We start from the raw sequence: 19524 nt of genomic DNA on the forward strand, positions 1-19524 counted from the left end.
ACCGTTGTCCCTGTCCGGAGTGCTTAAGGCACTCCGGACATCATTCCTTACAGACATTTGTCTTTAAAACGGTGGTATTCGCCATGGATAGCCGCAGCCGGCTGCAGGATATTGTGCCAAAACTGGTGCTTGCCCCCAGCTTCCTCATTGTCCTCGTCTTTGTTTACGGCTTTATCGCCTATACGGGCTACCTGTCGGTGACCGACAGCAAGATGCTGCCCTCCTACAATTTCGTGGGCTTAAGCAACTATTCCAAGCTCTGGGCCTTGCCGCACTGGTGGCGCGCGATTTCCAACCTGGCGATCTTCGCGACGCTCTATATCGTCATCTGCTCGGTGCTGGGACTGGCGCTCGCCATTCTGCTCGACCAGAAGATCCGGATGGAGGGGCTGCTGCGGCCGATCTATCTCTATCCGATGGCGCTGTCCTTCATCGTCACCGGAACGGCCTGGAAATGGTTTCTCGATCCGGGCATAGGGCTCGAAAACACCATGCACCTCTGGGGCTGGGAAAGCTTTACCTTCAACTGGATCAAGGACCGCAACTACGCGATCTATTGCGTGGTGATCGCCGCCGTCTGGCAATCCACCGGCTTCATCATGGCGATGTTCCTCGCCGGCCTGCGTGGCGTCGACAACGAGATCATCAAGGCCGCCCAGATCGACGGCGCATCGACCACGACGATCTACCGGCGGATCATCATTCCGCTGATGAGGCCCGTGTTCCTGTCTGCTTTCGTCGTGCTCGCCCACCTCGCCATCAAGGCCTATGACCTGGTCATCGCGCTCACCGGCGGCGGGCCGGGACAGGCGACCGAACTGCCGGCGACCTTCATGTATTCCTACACCTTCACCCGCAATCAGATGGGCATCGGCGCGTCGTCGGCGATCATCATGCTGGTGATGATCTTCTCGATCATCATCCCCTACCTCTATTCCGAAATCAAAGGGGAGAAGCGCTGATGAGCATCCAGAGCCCCGACAATGCCATTTCCAGCGGCCGTTTGACCCGCGCCCTGATCTATTCCGTGCTGATCCTGTTTGCGGCCTATTCGCTGCTGCCGCTCTACGTCATGCTGGTCAATTCCTTCAAACCCCTGGACGAGATCCGCCAGGGCGGCATGCTGAACCTGCCGATGACCTGGACGCTCGATCCGTGGCGGTCGGCCTGGTCGACGGCGCAGATCGGCGTGCAGCCGACGGGCCTCAAGCCGTTCTTCATCAACTCGATCCTGATGGTCGTTCCTGCCGTGGCGATCTCCACCATTCTCGGCGCGCTCAACGGCTATGTGCTGACCAAGTGGCGCTTTCCGGGATCCGGCATTTTCTTCGGCATGTTGCTCCTGTCCTGCTTCATCCCGTTCCAGATCGTGCTGATCCCGATGGCCCGCATGCTCGGCATATTCGGCCTGGCCGGCACCACCAGCGGCCTCGTCTTCGTGCATATCGTCTACGGTCTCGGCTTCACCACGCTCTATTTCCGCAATTACTACGAAGCGTTCCCGACCGAACTGGTGCGTGCGGCACAGATCGACGGTGCCAGCTTCTTCCAGATCTTTCGGCGCATCCTCCTGCCTTCGTCGGGTCCGATCATCGTCGTTTCGGTCATCTGGCAGTTCACCAATATCTGGAACGACTTCCTGTTCGGGGCTTCGTTCTCCGGCGCGGATTCGGTGCCGATGACGGTCGCGCTCAACAATCTCGTTTCTTCCTCTACCGGGGTGAAGGAATACAACGTCCATTTTGCAGGCGCGATCCTCGCCGCCCTGCCAACACTTGTCGTCTACATCGTTTCGGGCCGCTACTTCGTCCGTGGCCTGATGTCCGGCGCCGTGAAGGGTTAAAGCCATGTCCTTTCTGAAAATCACCAACCTTCGCAAGTCCTACGGTGCTCTGGAGATCCTCAAAGACATCAACCTGGAAATCGACGAGGGCGGCTTTCTGGTGCTGGTCGGCCCCTCCGGCTGCGGCAAGTCCACCCTGCTCAACACGATTGCCGGTCTGGAACCGATCACCTCGGGCGAGATTGCCATCAATGGCAAGTCGGTGGCTGGCCTGCATCCGTCCAAGCGCGACATCGCCATGGTCTTCCAGTCCTACGCGCTCTACCCGAACATGACGGTTGCCGGGAACATCGCTTTCGGCATGGAAATTCGCGGCGTGCCGAAGGTCGAGCGTGACAAGGCGATCAGGCAGGTCGCCGACATGCTGCAGATCGGCCATCTGCTGGAGCGCAAGCCGAGCCAGTTGTCGGGTGGCCAGCGCCAGCGTGTCGCCATGGGCCGGGCGCTCGTGCGCAACCCGCAGGTGTTTCTGTTCGATGAGCCGCTCTCCAACCTCGATGCGAAGCTGCGCGTCGACATGCGCACCGAGATCAAGCGCCTGCATCAGCGCATGAAGACGACGATCGTCTACGTGACGCATGACCAGATCGAGGCGATGACGCTGGCAACCAAGATCGCGGTGTTGAAGGACGGCGTCCTGCAACAGTTCGGAACGCCGGCGGAAATCTACAACAACCCGGCCAATCTGTTCGTCGCCGATTTCATGGGCTCTCCGGCCATGAACCTGTTGAACGCCACGGTCGAGGGCAGCGGAAACGATCTCAGCGTCTCGCTGGTTCGCCCGGATGCAGAGCCGCTGCGCCTGCCGGTGCCGCAGGCAAGCGGGCTTGCCGCCCATGCCGGAAAGCAGATCGTCTTCGGTATCCGCCCGGAAGCGCTGACCGACCCGGATGGCGCCGACCGCAACGCCCGATCGGTGTTCGAGGGAGATTGCCTGATCGAGGTGGTGGAGCCAGCCGGTTCCGATACGTTCGCCGTTACCAAGCTCGGTGGCAAGGAAGTCGTTGCGCGTCTTCGCGCCGATGCCCGCATCGCGCCCGGACAGAACACACGGCTTGCTTTCAACCTGGACAAGGCGGTCTATTTCGATCCGCAAAGCCAGCAGCGCATCGGTTGAGTTCGCGTCATGACACAGCAGCCCGACATCGTCATCATCGGCTCCGGCATCGGCGGAGCGACCCTCGCCGCCGGTCTTGCCGGCTCGGGTGCACGCATCGTGATCCTCGAGCGGGGCGAGCGTCTTCCCGATACGCCGGAAACCCGCAGCTATCGTTCCATCTTCGTCGATGGCCACTTCCGACCAAAGGAGATGTGGCGCGAACCGGACGGCACGGCGTTCAATCCCGGCAACTTCTATTTCGTCGGCGGCAATTCGAAGCTCTTCGGCGCGGTCCTGCTGCGCTACCGTGCCGAGGACTTTGCCGAGATGCAGCATCTCGGTGGCGTCTCGCCGGCCTGGCCCTTTGCCTATGAGGAACTGGAGCCATGGTACGGCAAGGCGGAGCGGCTGTTTGCGGTGCGCGGCGAGCTTGGACAGGATCCGACCGAGCCGGCCCATTCCACACCCTATTCCCATGGTCCCGTGCCGGACGAGCCGGCGATTGCCCGTGCTCGCGCGGAGATGAAGGCGCAGGGGCTGCATCCGGCAACCCTGCCGCTTGGTGTCGATATCGAGACATGGCTGGCGGGCGGAAAGACGCCATGGGATGGTTTTCCGAACGCCGGCAAGGGCAAGATGGATGCCGAGACCGCGCCGCTCGCCGCAGCCTTGAAAGACCCGAATATCGAATTGATTACCTCTGCTTATGTGGAGACGCTGCAGGCAGGAACCGGGGGCCGGATCGAGGCTGTTCACTACACCCATCAGGGCGAGAGGAAGCGGCTGTCGCCGAAGCTGGTCATCCTGTCGGCCGGTGCGATCAATTCCGCCGCGATCCTGCTGCGCTCCGGCGACGGCAAGGGGCTTGCCAATCGCTCCGATCAGGTCGGCCGCAATTTCATGAACCACAATTCCAGCGCCATGCTGGCGATCAACCCGTTCCGGCGCAACGACAGCGTCTACCAGAAGACGCTGATGCTGAATGACTACTACCTGACCGGCGGGCGGGACGGCCTGCCGCTCGGCAATGTCCAACTGCTCGGCAAGATCAACGGCGACATCCTCAAGGCCAATGCGCCGTGGTATGCGCCCCGCTTCGCCCTCGACTTCATGGCCGGCCATGCCGTCGACTGGTACATGATGACGGAGGATCTGCCGAACCCCGAAAGCCGCATCATGGTCGATGGCAAGGGCATCATCATGCAGTGGCAGCGCTCGAACATGGAGTCGCTGTCCGGTCTTGAGATGAAGATGCGCGAACACTTCAAGGCGGCCGGCTATCCGATCGTGCTGTCGCGACCGTTCGACAAACGCACGCCGTCGCATCAGTGCGGCACGGTGCGCATGGGCAACGACCCGGCCTCCGCGCCGCTCGATCCGCTCTGCCGGGCTTACGATCATTCGAACCTCTACGTCGTCGATGGCGGCTGCCTGCCAACCTCGGCCGCCGTCAATCCTGCCTTGACCATCGCCGCACAGGCGCTCCGCGTCGCCGATCACATCATCTCGAAGGAACTGGCGGCATGACGGAGAAAAAACGTCCCGTTGCCATCGTCACCGGCGGACGTCGCGGCATCGGTCTTGGCATCGCCAAGGCGCTGGCGAAAGGCGGGTTCGACATTGTCATCACCGGCATCGGCGACGCCGACCAGGTGAGCGGTGTGCTCGATGATCTCGCGACGTTGGGGGCGAGGGCAATCTTCCTCAAGGCGGACCTATCCGATCTTGCCCACCATCAGGCGACAGTCGATACCATTCTTTCGCGGTTCGGCTCGATCGATTGCCTCGTCAACAATGCCGGCATGGCATCGGTGGTGCGCGGCGACTTTCTCGATCTTGCACCGGACAATTTCGACACCATCGTCGCCACCAACCTGCGCGGAACGGTCTTCTTCACGCAGGCCGTGGTGAAGGCCATGCTGGCGGGCGGGGCAGGCGGTTATCGCTCGGTAATCAATATCACCTCGGTCTCGGCCACCATGAGTTCGCCGGAGCGTCTGGATTACTGCATCAGCAAGGCGGGGCTTGCGGCCTTCTCGCAAGGACTGGCGTTGCGGCTTGCCGAGACCGGCATTTCCGTTTTCGAGCTGCGTCCAGGCATCATCCGCTCCGACATGACGGCCGGCGTTTCGGCGAAATACGATACGTTGATCGATGGCGGGCTGGTGCCGATGAAGCGCTGGGGCGAGGCGGACGATATCGGAGGCATGGTCGCGGCATTGGCCAGCGGCAGCTTCGGATTCGCGACGGGCACGGTGATATCAGCCGATGGCGGGCTTTCGATCGGAAGGCTTTAAGCGGGGCGAGGGGACGACTGAGCTTGCCGCTTGTCCCTTCTCCCCATCAAAACGGGAAGAAGGTGCGCGACAGGGTGGATGAGGGGCATACCACCCTCGACATTTGGATTTTGAGGACTGCGACATGAGCTACGACTACATCATCACCGGTGCCGGACCTGCCGGTTGCGTGCTGGCCAATCGGCTGACGGAAGATGCCGAGGTCAAGGTGCTGCTTCTGGAAGCGGGCGGCAGCGATTGGAACCCGCTGTTCCATATGCCGGCCGGCTTTGCCAAGATGACCAAGGGTGTCGCCAGTTGGGGCTGGGAAACCGTGCCGCAGAAGCACATGAAGAACCGCGTGCTGCGCTATACGCAGGCCAAGGTGATCGGCGGCGGGTCTTCGATCAATGCGCAGCTTTATACGCGAGGCAATGCCGCCGATTACGATCTCTGGGCCAGCGAAGACGGCTGCACCGGCTGGGACTATCGCAACGTGCTGCCCTATTTCAAGCGCTCGGAAGACAACCAGCGTTTCGCCGACGACTATCATTCCTATGGCGGGCCGCTCGGTGTTTCCATGCCTGTCTCCGGTCTGCCGATCTGCGACGCCTATATACGCGCTGGCCAGGAACTCGGCATTCCCTACAACCACGATTTCAACGGAAGGCAGCAGGCCGGTGTCGGCTTCTATCAACTGACCCAGCGCAACCGCCGCCGCTCCTCGGCATCGCTCGCCTATCTCAATCCGATCCGCGATCGCAAGAACCTGACGGTGCGCCTCGGCGCGCGCGTCACGCGGATCGTCCTGGAAGGAACGCGGGCTGTCGGCGTCGAAGTTGTTACCTCGGCAGGTCCGGAAATCATCCGGGCCGAGCGCGAAGTGCTGGTGTCGTCCGGCGCCATCGGTTCGCCGAAACTGCTGCAGCAATCCGGCATCGGTCCGGCCGATCACCTGCGCTCCGTCGGCGTCGAGGTGAGGCATGATCTGCCGGGCGTTGGCTCCAACATGCAGGATCATCTCGATCTTTTCGTCATCTCCGAATGCACCGGCGATCATACCTATGACGGCGTCGCCAAGCTTCACCGGACGCTCTGGGCTGGCCTGCAATATGTCCTGTTCCGTTCAGGCCCGGTCGCGTCGTCGCTGTTCGAGACCGGCGGCTTCTGGTATGCCGATCCGAATGCGCGTTCGCCCGATATCCAGTTCCATCTGGGGCTCGGCTCCGGCATCGAGGCCGGCGTCGAGAAGCTGAAGAATGCCGGCGTGACGCTCAATTCCGCCTATCTGCATCCGCGTTCGCGCGGCACGGTGCGGCTGTCATCGTCCGATCCGGCGGCCGCACCTTTGATCGACCCGAACTACTGGAGCGATCCGCATGACCGCAAGATGTCGCTGGAGGGGCTGAAGATCGCCCGCGAAATCTTCCAGCAGGATGCGCTCAAACCCTATATCATGGCCGAGCGCCTGCCGGGACCGAAGGTGATGACCGATGATGAATTGTTCGATTATGGCTGCGCCAATGCCAAGACCGATCACCATCCGGTCGGCACCTGCAAGATGGGTACCGGTGCCGACGCGGTCGTCGGCCTCGATCTCCGGGTGCATGGCTTGCAGGGCCTGCGCGTCTGCGATTCATCCGTCATGCCGCGCGTTCCCTCTTGCAATACCAACGGGCCGACGATCATGATGGGCGAGAAGGGCTCCGACATCATCCGCGACCGGCAGCCCTTGCCGGCGATGGTCTTTTCTCATGAACGCAACGACCAGCGGCCGCGTGCGCGCGCCGACATCCGATAGGAGTTCCACATGATCCGCCATTGTGTCTTCATTCGCTTCAAGGCCGATGTTTCCGCTACTGAACGCGCCTCGATCCTCGGCGATATCGCGGCGCTGCAGCCGCTCGTCCCGGGCTACCTGTCTGTCGAGATCGGACCGAATGTTAGCCCCGAAGGGCTCGGCAAGGGTTACAATTCCGGCTTCATCATCGATTTCAAGGATGCGGCGGCGCGCGATGCCTATCTCGTCCATCCCGCGCATGAAAAGGCCGGTGGCCGGATCGTCGCCGCGGCGGAAGGCGGCGTCGATGGCCTCTTTGTCTATGATTTCGACATCGCAGGCTGACCGCGCATGACGCTTGATCCCAGGGACTTCCTAGCAAGCCTGTTCAAGGCGGCGGTCGAGGCGGCTGACCCCTTGATGGCAATCCGCGCCCACCTGCCGACAAAGCCGAAGGGGCGGACGATCGTCGTCGGTGCCGGCAAGGCGGCCAGCCAGATGGCGGCCGCCTTCGAAAGCCTCTGGGACGGACCGCTGGAAGGTGCGGTTGTCGCGCGGCATGGGCCGATCGCGGACTGCAAGCGCATCCGCGTGCTGCAATCGGCGCATCCGGTGCCGGACGAGGCGGGCTTGGCCGGATCGGCGGAATTGTTGCGGCTGGTCGAGGGGCTGACGCCCGATGATCTGGTCGTCGCGCTGATTTCGGGTGGTGGTTCATCCTTGTTGCCCGCGCCACCGGAAGGCCTGTCCCTTGCCGAAGAGATTGCGGTCAACAAAGCGCTTCTCGCCTCCGGCGCACCGATCTCGGCGATGAATGTCGTGCGCAAGCATGTATCGCGCATCAAGGGCGGACGGCTGGCCTTTGCCGCTCATCCCGCTCGCGTCGTCAGCCTGATCGTGTCCGATGTGCCGGGCGACAATCCCGCCTTCGTCGCTTCCGGCCCGACCATTCCGGATCTCTCGACGCCGCAGGACGCCTTGGCGATCGTTGCCCGCTATGGCATGGCGTTGCCGGAAGCGGTCATGCGCCATCTCGCCTCCGAGCAGGCGGTCGCTCCGCGCCCTGATCACTCCGTTTTCTCAAATATGACCCATCACGTCATCGCATCGGCGAGCGTCTCCCTCGATGCGGCGGCGGCGAGGGCACGGACGTTCGGGGTCGGAGCAGTGATTCTATCTGATGCCATCGAGGGCGAGGCGCGCGATATTGGTCGCATGCATGCGGCGATCGCCAAGGAAACGGCCTTGCGCAACCGTCCATTCCAGAAGCCGCTGGTCATCCTGTCCGGCGGCGAAACAACGGTGACGATCTCGGGCGACACCTATGGCAAGGGCGGCCGCAACAGCGAATTCCTCCTGTCCTTCGCGCTCGATATCGACGGTGTCGACGGCATTCACGCACTCGCCGCCGACACCGACGGGATCGACGGCTCGGAAGACAATGCCGGTGCCTTTGCCGATGCCTCCATAGTTGCCCGCATGCGCGCCGCTGGCGCCGATCCCCGCGACCATCTCGCCCGGCATGATGCCTGGAGTGCATTCAACGCCAGCGGCGACCTGTTCGTGCCCGGTCCCACCGGCACCAATGTCAACGATCTGCGTGCCTTGCTGATCCTGTGATCAAGCCTGTGGTTTGAAAACCACGGCTCACACAGCGCCGTTGACCATATCATTCATTTTGATATTAATTGGTTTTGCTGGTGGAGCTGCGCGTTGAGCGGGAATAGAAGATGAGCCGAAATTTTCTAGTGATCGATCCGGAAGAGGGAATGGCGGTTCTCAAGGGGCTGGCCTCGACATCCCGGATCGCGATGCTCAAGCTCCTGCATGTCAAAGGCCCGCAAAACGTCAACGAAATCGCCGAAACCCTTGGGCTTCCGCAGTCCACAGTGTCGACAAATGTCGCCATTCTGGAGGAGGCGGGGCTGATCCGGACAGAATCGCACAAGGCACGCAAGGGCAACCAGAAGATCTGCTATTCGAATTTCGACGAGGTTCTGGTCGTCTTCAAGGACGATATCAAGGCGTTGAAATCCAGCGGTATCGAGGTTGCGATGCCACTCGGACTCTATACGAGCTGCGAGGTTACCGGCCCCTGCGGTCTGTGTTCCGTCGATGGAATCATCGGCCTGCTCGATGTGCCGGATACGTTTCTCGATCCCGACCGGATGAAGGCGGGGCTGATCTGGTTCACCCGCGGTTATGTCGAATATCAGTTCCCGAACAATGCGCGGCTCACCAACACGCAGATCGAAGAGATTGAATTTGCAATGGAATTGAGTTCGGAAGTGCCCGGCACCAGCGCCGATTGGCCCTCCGACATCACCCTTTCCGTTAATGGCGTCGATACCGCGACCTGGACATCTCCGGGTGACTACGGCGACAAGCGCGGTGTCTTCACGCCCGACTGGTGGAAGCTCAAGGGCTCGCAATATGGCAAGCTGAAAAACTGGCGCATTGCGGCCGATGGCACCTATATCGACGGTCTGAAGATTTCCGATATTGCGCTGAGCGATCTCAAGCTTTCGGAGCATCATTCAATCCGGCTGCGCATCGCGGTGCGTGAAGATGCCAAGCATCCCGGCGGGATCAATATCTTCGGTCGCGGTTTCGGCAATTACGATCAGGACATCGTCATGCGCTTGAAAACGAAATAATGGATATAAACCCGATTTTCTGAATTATCATACTTGACGTTCATGTCGCGTTCCTCTTAATTATCGACAAAAGTGATTAATATCACAAAAGACGATCATTTTTGGGAGGGCAGACCGTGAAGGCTTCCGTTGTCGCGCACCGGGACTATGTGATTTCGCAGATCGATGAGCGCCTCTATGGCTCCTTCATCGAGCATCTGGGCCGTGCCGTCTATACCGGTATCTACGAACCGGATCACGCGACCGCCGATGAAAACGGCATGCGCAAGGATGTCATCGATCTCGTCAAGGAATTGAAGGTTCCGGTCGTTCGCTATCCCGGCGGCAATTTCGTCTCGGCCTATAACTGGGAAGACGGCATCGGCCCGAAGGAGGATCGCCCGACGCGGCTCGATCTTGCCTGGCACACGTCGGACAGCAACCAGGTCGGTATTCACGAGTTTTCCGACTGGTGCGACAGCGTCGGTACGGAAATGATGCTCGCCGTCAATCTCGGCTCGCGCGGTCTCGATGAAGCCCGCAACTTCCTCGAATATGTCAATCACCCCGGCGGCAGCAAGTGGAGCGACATGCGCATCGCCAATGGCCGCGCCGAGCCGTTCAACACAAAGCTCTGGTGCCTCGGCAACGAGATGGACGGCCCCTGGCAGATCGGCCACAAGACGGCCGACGAATATGGTCGGCTGGCTCATGAGACCGCAAAGGCGATGCGCGCGTTCGACAGTTCGCTCGAACTGATCGTCTGCGGCTCGTCCAACGCCCATATGCCGACCTATCCGGAATGGGAAGCGACCGTTCTCGAACATACCTACAACGAGGTCGATTACATCTCGCTGCACATGTATTTCGAAAACCGGGCAGGTGACACGGCGAGCTATCTTGCCCAGAACGTCGAGCTGGACAATTATATCGCCACCGTTTCCGGGGTCATCGACTATGTCAAGGCGAAGAAACGCTCGAAGAAGCAGGTCTATATCTCCTTCGACGAATGGAACGTCTGGTATCATTCCAAGGAACAGGACAAGGCGCTGCTCGCCGGCAATCACGGCTGGCCGCATGCCCCGGCGCTGTTGGAAGACATCTACAATTTCGAGGACGTGTTGCAGGTCGGCCTGATCCTCAACACCTTCATCCGTCGCTCCGATGTCGTGCGCATCGCCTGCATTGCGCAGTTGGTCAACGTTATCGCGCCGATCATGACCGCGCCGAATGGTGCCGCCTGGCGGCAGACGATCTTCTACCCCTATTATTTCGCCTCGGTCTTCGGTCGTGGCACGGCGCTCAATCTTGCGGTCAATTCGCCGACCTATGATGCTCCGGTCGCCGACAAGGTGCCCTTCGTCGATGTCTCTGGCGTCCATGATGCCGAAGGTGGGATCGTCACGTTCTTTGCCGTCAATCGTCATCTGACTGATAGTATCGAGGCGGAGTTTAGCCTGGCTGGTTTCGAAAAGGCCGAGATTTTCGATCACCAGATCATGACGCATGCCGATCTGCGCGCCGTCAACACGGCTGAAAAGCCTGACAATGTCGTTCCGCGCAAGGGAACGGGTGCGTCCGTCAAGGGCGACGTGGTCTCGGTTACCCTGCCGCCGCTGTCCTATCAGGTCATCCGGGTAAAAGTCTGAAGACAAGTATATCAAATATATTGATATATATCATGAATGTTGACTTGAGCTTCATTTCGGAGATACTCGACGCCACGGAAAGGGCGCCGAGGCCGGAGGGGAGATCAGGTCGAGGACCGCAGAATCCGAGGAATGGCCGGACTGGTCTTGGCAGGCGATTGCGCCGCTGCACCAGGCCGGAACCGTTCCATCACGGCAAGGGAGGTTGACGTGACGGCGCATATCGAGATCAAGGACGTGGTCAAGCGTTTCGGCGCAGTGACGGTCATCGACCATCTTTCGCTGTCCATCGATCCCAATGAATTCATGGTGTTTCTCGGGCCGTCCGGCTGTGGGAAATCGACATTGCTGCGGATGATCGCGGGCTTGGAAAGCGTCGACGAAGGCACGATTTCCATCAATGGCCAGCGCATCGACAATCTTCCGCCCGGACAGCGCGACATCGCCATGGTGTTCCAGTCCTATGCGCTCTATCCGCATATGACGGTCGCCGACAATATGGCCTTCGGGCTGCGCAACATCGGTGTTGCCGCCGATGTCATTTCGGCCCGTGTCACTGAGGCCGGCCGCATGCTGGAGATCGGCCATCTCATGGACCGCAAGCCGGGACAGCTTTCCGGTGGCCAGCGTCAGCGCGTTGCCATCGGCCGGGCCATCGTCAAGGAGCCAAAAGCGTTTTTGTTCGACGAACCGCTCTCCAATCTCGATGCCGCCTTGCGGGTTCGCACCCGTGTCGAGCTTGCGCAGCTTCGTCACCGCGTCAAATCGACGATGATCTTCGTCACCCATGACCAGATCGAGGCGATGACGCTCGCCGATCGCATCGTCGTCATGAACAACCGCAAGATCGAGCAGATCGGCACGCCGATGGAGATCTACTCCCGGCCGGCCACCCGTTTCGTCGCGACCTTCGTCGGCTCGCCGGCGATGAACTTCGTCGATGCCACGCTGGACAGATCTGGCGGCAACATCATTGCCCGGTTCGCCGGTGGCGTTTCGGTCGAGACCGATATCGGCTCCAATCAGTTGGCTGATGGCAAATACACGTTCGGCATTCGCTCGGAAGATGTCCGCGTCGCCCCGACAGGGCAGGGCACCACCGAGGGCGTGGTCGATGTGCTCGAGCGGTTGGGTGAACGGACGCTGGTTTACGCGCGCCTTGCCGATGGTCAGCAGATCGTCGGTTCTGCCGCAGGCAATAGCCCGGTTGTGGTCGGCGATCGTGTCGGCCTCGCCTTCGATGGCACCAAATCGCATCTCTTCAACGATGCCGGGCATGCCTGGCATGCGAGAGGGGTCTGACATGGCCGAGCAACTGACGCTTGCGCAGACCGCGACGCCGGCCGCCGGCGTCAGAGTTCCCAGCGCCGATATCTATGCGCCGAAATGGCGGAATTTCATTTTCGTCGCACCCTACCTGTTTTTCTTCACGACGCTGCTGGTGTTTCCGCTGTTGTGGGGCATCTGGCTTTCGTTCCACAAGGCAGATACTTTCGCGACAGGCAAATTCGTCGGCTTCGGCAATTATATCAGGCTGTTTCATGACAAGGTCTTTTTGCAGTCCATCTGGAACACCTTCTATTTTGTCGCCCTGACCGTGCCGGCACTGGCGCTGATCGGCCTGTTCCTGGCGCTCAGCCTCAACAGGCGGACACGCTCGGCGGCGGTGCTGCGAACGATCTTCTTTTCGTCCTCGGTACTCTCGGTCACCATCGTCACGCTGATCTGGCGCATCGTCTATATTCCGAACAACGGCCTGTTGTCGCTGGTCTATGGCTGGTTCGGGGCAACCGCGCCATCCTTCATATCCGACCCGGACCTCGCCATGATCGGCATCGCGATCGCGACGATCTGGTGGTGCATCGGCCTGCCGATGATGCTGTTCCTGTCGGCGCTGCAGCAAATCCCGCAGGATATCTACGAGGCCGCAGCGCTCGATAACGCCAACCGCTGGCAGACGCTGCGGTCGATCACCCTGCCGTCGATCAAACGCACCTTCGTGCTCGTGATCATCATCCAGATCGTGCTGCAGTTCCAGCTTTTCGGACAGCCCTGGCTGATGACGCGCGGTGGTCCGAACAACCTCACCAAACCGATCGTTCTCTATATCTACGACACGGCCTTCCGCCGCTGGGATCTGGGTCTGGGTGCCGCCGCGTCGGAAATCCTGTTCATCCTGATCCTCATCGCGGCCATGGCGCAGTACCTCGTCACCCGCCGCAAGGGAGAACTCTGATGAGCGTCAATCCAGCCATCAAGGGTCGTGCTTTCGGCGATCGCGTGCTGCTCGGTCTCGTTATCCTGCTGGCTATCGTCATGGTGGCGCCGGTGTTCTTCGTCGTGGCGCTGTCGCTGAAGAACAACCAGGAACTGATGGTCGATCCCAACTCGGTCTTCCGCCTGCCGTTCACCCTGGTGAACTACGTCAACACGGTCGGCACGTCCTCGGTGTTCCGCTGGGTTCTGAACAGCCTGATTGTCGCGGGCGGCCTGACGTTCTTCACGCTGATCCTGTCGTCGCTGGCGGGCTATGGTTTTGCCCGGCTGAATTTTCCTGGCCGCGATGTCCTCTTCATCATCGTGCTTCTCGGCCTTGCGGTGCCGGAGCAGGCGGTGCTTGTCGCCCGCCACCAGATCTTCAGCTGGATCGGCTTCCACAACACCTATCACGGGCTGATCCTGCCCGGGCTGTCGAGCGCTTTCGGCGTCTTCCTGATGACCCAGTATTTCCGGGCGATCCCGAGGGAACTGGACGAGGCGGCAATGCTCGACAATGCCAGCCGCTTTCGCATCTTCTGGAAGGTCCTGCTGCCGCTGACGGTGCCTGCGCAAGCCACACTTGGCATCTTCACCTTCCTGGGTGCATGGAACGACTATTTCTGGCCGCTGATCTCGGCGACCAAGAAGGAGATGTTCACGCTGACGGTCGGCATTGCATCGACGCAGGTCAATTTCGCCCAGTCCCAGGGCATCGGCTTCCTGATGGCACAGGCCGTGTTCGCCGGGGCGCCGATCCTGATCGTCTATCTCTTTTTCCAGAAATACATCGTTACCGCCGTCTCGGGTGCCGCGGTCCGATGAAGCCATTGCCCGACGGCGGGAGAGGCCAGGGCGGTTGAAGAAGCATGACGTCACTCCAGGAGGAATGGCGGGAACTCAGTAGGAGGAACTGAAATGCGCTTGAAAAACATACTGTTTGCCGCCGTCTCGGCCGGCGCCATGATGGTCGCGAGTTCGTCGTTCGCGGCGACCGAATTGACGGTGCAGCGCTTTTTCGGCGCCTGCGACGCGGATTTCGGCACCAATACCGATGTGACAAAAGCCGTTGGCGAATGCGGTATCATCACTTCGCTGATCAACAAGTTCAACGCCGACAATCCGGATGTGCATGTCTCGGTGACCACCGTCGAATGGCCGGGTTATGACCAGTTGACCGCGCAGTTTGCCTCCGGCGACGCGCCGGATGTCGTCACCATCCATGAATCGGTACTCTCCGATTATCAGTCCAAGGGCCTTCTGCTGCCGCTCGACGACGTCCTGAATTCGGTCGGCATCACGCCGGACAGTTTTACGGACGCTGCCCGTAACGGCGCCACCAAGGACGCCAAGATCTACGGTTTGCCGATCGACACCTGGACCATGCTCTACCACATCAACCTGGACCTGTTTAAGCAGGCCGGCCTCGTCGGCGCAGACGGCAAGCCTGTCCTGCCGACATCGCCGGAGGAGCTTCTGGCTCAGGCGGAACAGTTCAAGCAGAAGACGGGCAAACCCTATTTCGTCCAGAACCTGGCCAACGAAACCGCACTCTTTACCCGCAACCTCTACACTTATCTCTTCCAGCAGGATTCCGATTTCTTCGCCGATCCGACGCATGTGAAGCTCGACACGCCGGAGGCCAGGAAGGTCGTCGAGCTGTACAAGGCGATCTTCGACAAGGACTATACGACCAAGGATCTCGACTACGGTGGCGCGATCAATGCGTTTCTGGCCGGCGAAGGCGGCGTTCAGCTGAACGGCACCTGGGTCATCGGCGACTACAATGCCCAGTCCGAAACGGCGGGCACCGCGCTCAACAAGGGCGGTTATGCCGTCTATCCGTATCCGCAGCTCTTCGGCGGTGCGCATGCGCAATATGCCGACGGCCACACCTGGGCCGTGTCGCAGAAGGACCGGACGCCGGAAGAGGTTGCCGGCATCGGCAAATTCCTGAAGTTCTTCGCCGACAACGATTTCGAATGGTCGCGCACCGGTCACCTGCCGGCCTACAAGGCCGTCATCACCTCGGATGCGTTCAAGGCCCTGCCGCATCGTGACACGGTTGCTGCCGTCGCCGATCTCGGCAAGCCGCTTCCCGCTGCCGTCCAGCGCCAGTTCGCGATCCAGGACATTATCGGCGAAGAAATGAGCGCTGCGATCAGCGGTCAGAAGGAAGTCGATGCAGCCCTGAAGGACGCGGAAAGCCGTGTCAACGAGCTGTTGGAAAACCTGTAAAAATCGAATGCCGGAAAAACGAGGGCCTGTCGCGGAAACGCGGCAGGCCTTTTGCGTTGTCGCGACAGCAACTGTCGGAGACCGCATCGCGTCAGCGGCTGCATCGGTCACGTTGCGTGTTTCCGCAAATCGGCCTGGAATCATCCTTGTTGCGGCTGTTTTCGTTACGCTCGCCAAATGTGCTTATGGCCGTCGAGCCTTCGGTCATGCGGGCTTGATCCCGCGGTGACCATGCCTCCTGTGTAAGCGTATGGCCTGCGATATGCGGGCCTTGATGCGGCTCGAAGCCCGCGTCCGCGTCACGGTATGCTTTCCTGTGTCAGTGACCTGTTTGCGTCTCTCAATTTCCATGCCTGACGCCGGAACAAACATGCCGGAAGCCCGTTCCGGCTTTGTCTGAGGGAGGTCGGGATGTTCATACGGTTCGGATACGAGATCGGCGTCAGTTGCGTCCAGCCGACGCCGATGATGACTTATCTGTCGGTGGATCGCGCAAGGCGTGCCGATATCGTCAGCGAGCGCGGCCCGATCGCCGATCCGGTGATCAAGATGGGTGAGATCACCGATCCGTTCGGCAACACCTGCATGCGCATGGTCGTTCCGGAAGGCGGCATGAAGCTCAGCTACGACGCCGTGATACGCGACAGCGGCCGGCCCGACCCGGTCAATCTCGCGGCGCGATCGGTAGCGGTCGAAAAACTTCCCGCCGAATGTTTGCCTTATCTTTCCGCCAGCCGCTACTGCGAAACCGATTGCTTCGGCGCCTTGGCCTGGCGGATATTCGGCGATATCGAGCCGGGCTGGGCGCGGGTCCAGGCGATCTGCGATTATGTTCACGAACGGCTGACGTTCAGCTACGGCTATACGTCCACGCTGCGCACCGCCATGGAGGCGCATGAAGAGCGGGTCGGCGTCTGCCGCGACTACGCGCATCTCGCCGTCACGTTTTGTCGCTGCATGAACATGCCGGCCCGTTACGTCAACGGCTATATGGGCGATATCGGCGTCGAGGGAAATCCGGCGCCGATGGATTTCAATGCCTGGTTCGAGGTCTATATAGGAAATCGCTGGTACACGTTCGATGCCCGCCACAACGTGCCCCGCATCGGTCGGATCGTCGTGGCGCGAGGGCGGGATGCTGCTGACATTCCGCTGATCCAGACTTTCGGCAAGCATGAACTGACCACGTTCAAGGTCTGGACCTCGAAGGAGGCCGATGGCGCTCTCACGGAACCGCACCGCCATGGCGATGTTTCGTTGCTGACGCCGTGGTTCAGCGAGCAGTGGTCGCGGCTTCTGCAGGAAAGACAGCACGAGCAGGAACATTAAGGCCGAACCCGCGTTAATGGTGCTGGCCTAACGCCGTCTGGTCGCTTTTTTCCCAGATGGCGCACAATGCAGAAAATAATATCTATAAACTTGATGGAAAATATCGGAGAACACAAAAAGACGCTGCGGCCGAAAAGGCGGCAGGACATCTGCAACAACTCTGTTGGAGGACAATATGCAAGGTTCGAAACAAGTCATGCAGAATCGCCCGGCAGCCTACGGCACACAGCCGGGACAGTTTTCCTGGAATATCGCGGCGCAGGCCGCCGCACTGGCTGCGGCCTTCCTCTTCGTCTCCGCGCTCGTCTGCGGCGCGATCTGAGATCCGGGTCGGCAAGAAAAGCTGCTGAACGATCGTTTCATCAAGCCCCTGGTTCCCGACGGAATCAGGGCTTTCGTCTGTCAGGGGGCATGTCGAGCCATAGGCTGCTTCACGCGTTCGAACGCCGCGCCGTGCATTCGCCAAGGTCGGCTTCCTCGCCAATCCGACTCGCCGGAACACGCTGGCTGATCCTGGATCGACCTCGGTGACCGTGTCTTCGAGGCCATTCGAATGTCCGCCCATTTCTCGGGGGTATTGCGCTTTCGGAAAAGGCGACCGAAATTCCGTTCTCCGGCGAATCCTCATTCCGACGCCGAAGACTATCTAGCCTGGAGCGCCTGTTGAAAATTTCCCCCGCATCGTGCATGGCGGCGATTTTCCAGGCTTCAGCGGGCAACGCTACCGCCAATTGATCACCGATTGGCTGAACGAAAAACAGAAGACGATCTGACGGGAAGGACAAGAAGCATGCTCGACAAACGCAAGTTCTACATCAACGGCGAATGGGTCGCTCCGCTGGTCGCCAACGATCTCGAAGTCCTCAATCCGGCAACGGAAAAGCCGATCGCGGTGATTTCGATGGGCACGGCGGCCGATACCGACCGGGCCGTTTCCGCCGCCAAGAAGGCGTTTGCAAGCTACAGCCGCACCAGCGTCGAGGAACGGCTGGCGCTTCTGGAAAAGCTGCTCGCCATCTACAAGCGCCGCTATGACGAGATGGCGAAGACGATCACCATGGAACTCGGCGCGCCGATCACCATGAGCACGGAGCAGCAGGCCGATGTCGGTGTCGGTCATCTTCAGGGTTTCATCGATGCGCTGAAGCGCGTGCACATGCGCGAGGTCCTGCCGAATGGCGACGTCATGCTGCGCGAACCGATCGGCGTCTGCGGCCTGATCACGCCCTGGAACTGGCCGATCAACCAGATCGCGCTCAAGGTCGTGCCGGCGCTTGCGACCGGCTCGACCTGCGTTCTGAAGCCGTCCGAGTTCACGCCTCTGAATGCGCTGCTTTACGCGGAAATGGTTGACGAGGCCGGTTTCCCGGCCGGCACGTTCAACCTCGTCAATGGCGATGGCCCGAATGCCGGTGCTGCACTCTCCAAGCACAAGGATATCGACATGATGTCCTTTACCGGTTCGACCCGCGCCGGTATCGCGGTCAGCAAGGATGCGGCCGATACCGTCAAGCGCGTGACGCTGGAACTGGGCGGCAAATCGCCGAACATCGTTTTCGAGGATGCCGACCTCGAAGATCGCGTCGCCGGCAGCGTTCTGGAATGTTTCAACAATTCCGGCCAGTCCTGCGATGCGCCGACCCGTCTGCTGGTGCAGAAGTCGGTTTATGACAAGGCCGTCGAGATCGCCACACGTGTCGGCAGGCAAGCCAGGGTCGGCAATCCGGCCGATGAAGGCAGCCATATCGGCCCGCTGGTCAGCGACGTACAGTTCGGCCGGGTGCAGGCGCTGATCGAGGCCGGCATTGCCGAAGGCGCGCGTGTCCTCGTCGGTGGCGCCGGCAAGCCGGAAGGCTTCGAGACCGGCTATTTCGTCAAGCCGACGATTTTCGCCGATGTCGACAACACCATGCGCATCGCCCGCGAGGAAGTGTTCGGCCCGGTGCTCGCCATCATGCCGTTCGAGACGGAGGAGGAGGCGATCGAGATCGCCAACGACACCAATTACGGTCTTGCAGCTTATGTCCAGACGGGCGACCCGAAGCGTGCCGAACGCGTCGCCTCGCGCCTTCGCGCCGGCATGGTGCATATCAACGGCGGACCGCATCGTTACGGCAGCCCGTTCGGTGGCTACAAGCAGTCCGGCAATGGTCGTGAGGGTGGCATGTTCGGGCTTGAGGATTTCCTTGAAGTCAAGACCGTGCATCGGCCTGACGCGGCCTGAGCCTTTTTGGCAACCTGATGAACCCCGTGTTCGATGGACCGCGGGGTTGCTTGCTTCAACAATTCTCATGTTCCTATCAGGATAAGTCGCTGTTTGCGGCGGCACCTTTCTGACAGCTGCGGTGCAGTCGCAGGGCATGCAGCCCATTGCGCCACAACGCCGCGCGTCAAATCTGATGCGCAAAGGGCGCTGTA

General features: G+C 60.5%; 17 protein-coding genes. All 17 read left to right on the forward strand.

Going from position 1 to position 19524, the window contains the following annotated elements:
* Positions 1-83: 83 nt before the first annotated feature.
* The 17 genes from VL202_RS10690 (at position 84) to VL202_RS10770 (ending at position 19330) form a co-directional block, all read left to right on the forward strand.
* Positions 84-962 (forward strand): sugar ABC transporter permease, encoded by an 879-nt coding sequence (locus VL202_RS10690; protein ID WP_325464091.1) that lies wholly within the window; start codon positions 84-86, stop codon positions 960-962.
* Entirely contained in the window at positions 962-1843 is an 882-nt protein-coding gene (locus VL202_RS10695; RefSeq protein WP_325464092.1) for a carbohydrate ABC transporter permease, read from the forward strand. The genes VL202_RS10690 and VL202_RS10695 overlap by 1 nt, the downstream gene beginning before the upstream one ends.
* A gap of 4 nt (positions 1844-1847) precedes the next feature.
* Positions 1848-2960 carry an ABC transporter ATP-binding protein gene (locus VL202_RS10700; RefSeq protein ID WP_325464093.1) on the forward strand — a complete coding sequence of 371 codons (1113 nt, stop codon included), beginning with the start codon at positions 1848-1850 and terminating at the stop codon, positions 2958-2960.
* 9 nt (positions 2961-2969) lie between these two features.
* A complete protein-coding gene (locus VL202_RS10705) occupies positions 2970-4469 on the forward strand; it encodes a GMC family oxidoreductase (protein ID WP_325464094.1) in 1500 nt (499 codons plus the stop codon).
* Positions 4466-5239 (forward strand): 3-ketoacyl-ACP reductase, encoded by a 774-nt coding sequence (locus tag VL202_RS10710; protein WP_325464095.1) that lies wholly within the window; start codon positions 4466-4468, stop codon positions 5237-5239. The genes VL202_RS10705 and VL202_RS10710 overlap by 4 nt, the downstream gene beginning before the upstream one ends.
* 124 nt (positions 5240-5363) lie before the next feature.
* Entirely contained in the window at positions 5364-7019 is a 1656-nt protein-coding gene (locus tag VL202_RS10715) for a GMC family oxidoreductase (protein ID WP_325464096.1), read from the forward strand.
* A gap of 9 nt (positions 7020-7028) precedes the next feature.
* A complete protein-coding gene (locus VL202_RS10720) occupies positions 7029-7343 on the forward strand; it encodes a Dabb family protein (RefSeq protein ID WP_325464097.1) in 315 nt (104 codons plus the stop codon).
* 6 nt (positions 7344-7349) lie between these two features.
* Positions 7350-8618 carry a glycerate kinase gene (locus VL202_RS10725; RefSeq protein ID WP_325464098.1) on the forward strand — a complete coding sequence of 423 codons (1269 nt, stop codon included), beginning with the start codon at positions 7350-7352 and terminating at the stop codon, positions 8616-8618.
* A 110-nt stretch (positions 8619-8728) separates the two neighbouring features.
* The gene (locus VL202_RS10730; protein WP_325464099.1) at positions 8729-9655 is read left to right on the forward strand and encodes an ArsR/SmtB family transcription factor; all 927 of its coding nucleotides are present in this window, start codon (positions 8729-8731) and stop codon (positions 9653-9655) included.
* A gap of 116 nt (positions 9656-9771) precedes the next feature.
* Positions 9772-11283 carry an alpha-N-arabinofuranosidase gene (locus VL202_RS10735; protein WP_325464100.1) on the forward strand — a complete coding sequence of 504 codons (1512 nt, stop codon included), beginning with the start codon at positions 9772-9774 and terminating at the stop codon, positions 11281-11283.
* 210 nt (positions 11284-11493) lie between these two features.
* The gene (locus VL202_RS10740) at positions 11494-12585 is read left to right on the forward strand and encodes a sn-glycerol-3-phosphate ABC transporter ATP-binding protein UgpC (RefSeq protein WP_325464101.1); all 1092 of its coding nucleotides are present in this window, start codon (positions 11494-11496) and stop codon (positions 12583-12585) included.
* A gap of 1 nt (position 12586) precedes the next feature.
* Positions 12587-13519, forward strand: a complete 933-nt coding sequence (locus VL202_RS10745) for a sugar ABC transporter permease (protein ID WP_325464102.1) — start codon at positions 12587-12589, stop codon at positions 13517-13519.
* The gene (locus tag VL202_RS10750) at positions 13519-14364 is read left to right on the forward strand and encodes a carbohydrate ABC transporter permease (protein ID WP_325464103.1); all 846 of its coding nucleotides are present in this window, start codon (positions 13519-13521) and stop codon (positions 14362-14364) included. Before VL202_RS10745 ends, VL202_RS10750 begins: the two co-directional genes overlap by 1 nt.
* 93 nt (positions 14365-14457) lie before the next feature.
* The gene (locus VL202_RS10755) at positions 14458-15777 is read left to right on the forward strand and encodes an extracellular solute-binding protein (protein WP_325464104.1); all 1320 of its coding nucleotides are present in this window, start codon (positions 14458-14460) and stop codon (positions 15775-15777) included.
* 411 nt (positions 15778-16188) lie between these two features.
* Complete coding sequence (locus tag VL202_RS10760; protein WP_325464105.1) at positions 16189-17106, forward strand: transglutaminase family protein; 918 nt, start codon at positions 16189-16191, stop codon at positions 17104-17106.
* 175 nt (positions 17107-17281) lie between these two features.
* Positions 17282-17428 carry a hypothetical protein gene (locus tag VL202_RS10765; protein WP_325464106.1) on the forward strand — a complete coding sequence of 49 codons (147 nt, stop codon included), beginning with the start codon at positions 17282-17284 and terminating at the stop codon, positions 17426-17428.
* A gap of 468 nt (positions 17429-17896) precedes the next feature.
* Entirely contained in the window at positions 17897-19330 is a 1434-nt protein-coding gene (locus VL202_RS10770) for an aldehyde dehydrogenase family protein (RefSeq protein ID WP_325464107.1), read from the forward strand.
* Positions 19331-19524: the final 194 nt, after the last annotated feature.

The sequence above is a fragment of the Pararhizobium sp. genome (assembly GCF_035497515.1).
Taxonomy (GTDB): Bacteria; Pseudomonadota; Alphaproteobacteria; order Rhizobiales; family Rhizobiaceae; genus Pararhizobium.

Bases quoted from the DNA above. Each gene is read 5' to 3' on its own strand.
- VL202_RS10690 (WP_325464091.1), top strand. From the start codon at position 84: ATGGATAGCCGCAGCCGGCTGCAGGATATTGTGCCAAAACTGGTGCTT.
- VL202_RS10695 (WP_325464092.1), top strand. From the start codon at position 962: ATGAGCATCCAGAGCCCCGACAATGCCATTTCCAGCGGCCGTTTGACC.
- VL202_RS10700 (WP_325464093.1), top strand. From the start codon at position 1,848: ATGTCCTTTCTGAAAATCACCAACCTTCGCAAGTCCTACGGTGCTCTG.
- VL202_RS10705 (WP_325464094.1), top strand. From the start codon at position 2,970: ATGACACAGCAGCCCGACATCGTCATCATCGGCTCCGGCATCGGCGGA.
- VL202_RS10710 (WP_325464095.1), top strand. From the start codon at position 4,466: ATGACGGAGAAAAAACGTCCCGTTGCCATCGTCACCGGCGGACGTCGC.
- VL202_RS10715 (WP_325464096.1), top strand. From the start codon at position 5,364: ATGAGCTACGACTACATCATCACCGGTGCCGGACCTGCCGGTTGCGTG.
- VL202_RS10720 (WP_325464097.1), top strand. From the start codon at position 7,029: ATGATCCGCCATTGTGTCTTCATTCGCTTCAAGGCCGATGTTTCCGCT.
- VL202_RS10725 (WP_325464098.1), top strand. From the start codon at position 7,350: ATGACGCTTGATCCCAGGGACTTCCTAGCAAGCCTGTTCAAGGCGGCG.
- VL202_RS10730 (WP_325464099.1), top strand. From the start codon at position 8,729: ATGAGCCGAAATTTTCTAGTGATCGATCCGGAAGAGGGAATGGCGGTT.
- VL202_RS10745 (WP_325464102.1), top strand. From the start codon at position 12,587: ATGGCCGAGCAACTGACGCTTGCGCAGACCGCGACGCCGGCCGCCGGC.
- VL202_RS10750 (WP_325464103.1), top strand. From the start codon at position 13,519: ATGAGCGTCAATCCAGCCATCAAGGGTCGTGCTTTCGGCGATCGCGTG.
- VL202_RS10755 (WP_325464104.1), top strand. From the start codon at position 14,458: ATGCGCTTGAAAAACATACTGTTTGCCGCCGTCTCGGCCGGCGCCATG.
- VL202_RS10760 (WP_325464105.1), top strand. From the start codon at position 16,189: ATGTTCATACGGTTCGGATACGAGATCGGCGTCAGTTGCGTCCAGCCG.
- VL202_RS10765 (WP_325464106.1), top strand. From the start codon at position 17,282: ATGCAAGGTTCGAAACAAGTCATGCAGAATCGCCCGGCAGCCTACGGC.
- VL202_RS10770 (WP_325464107.1), top strand. From the start codon at position 17,897: ATGCTCGACAAACGCAAGTTCTACATCAACGGCGAATGGGTCGCTCCG.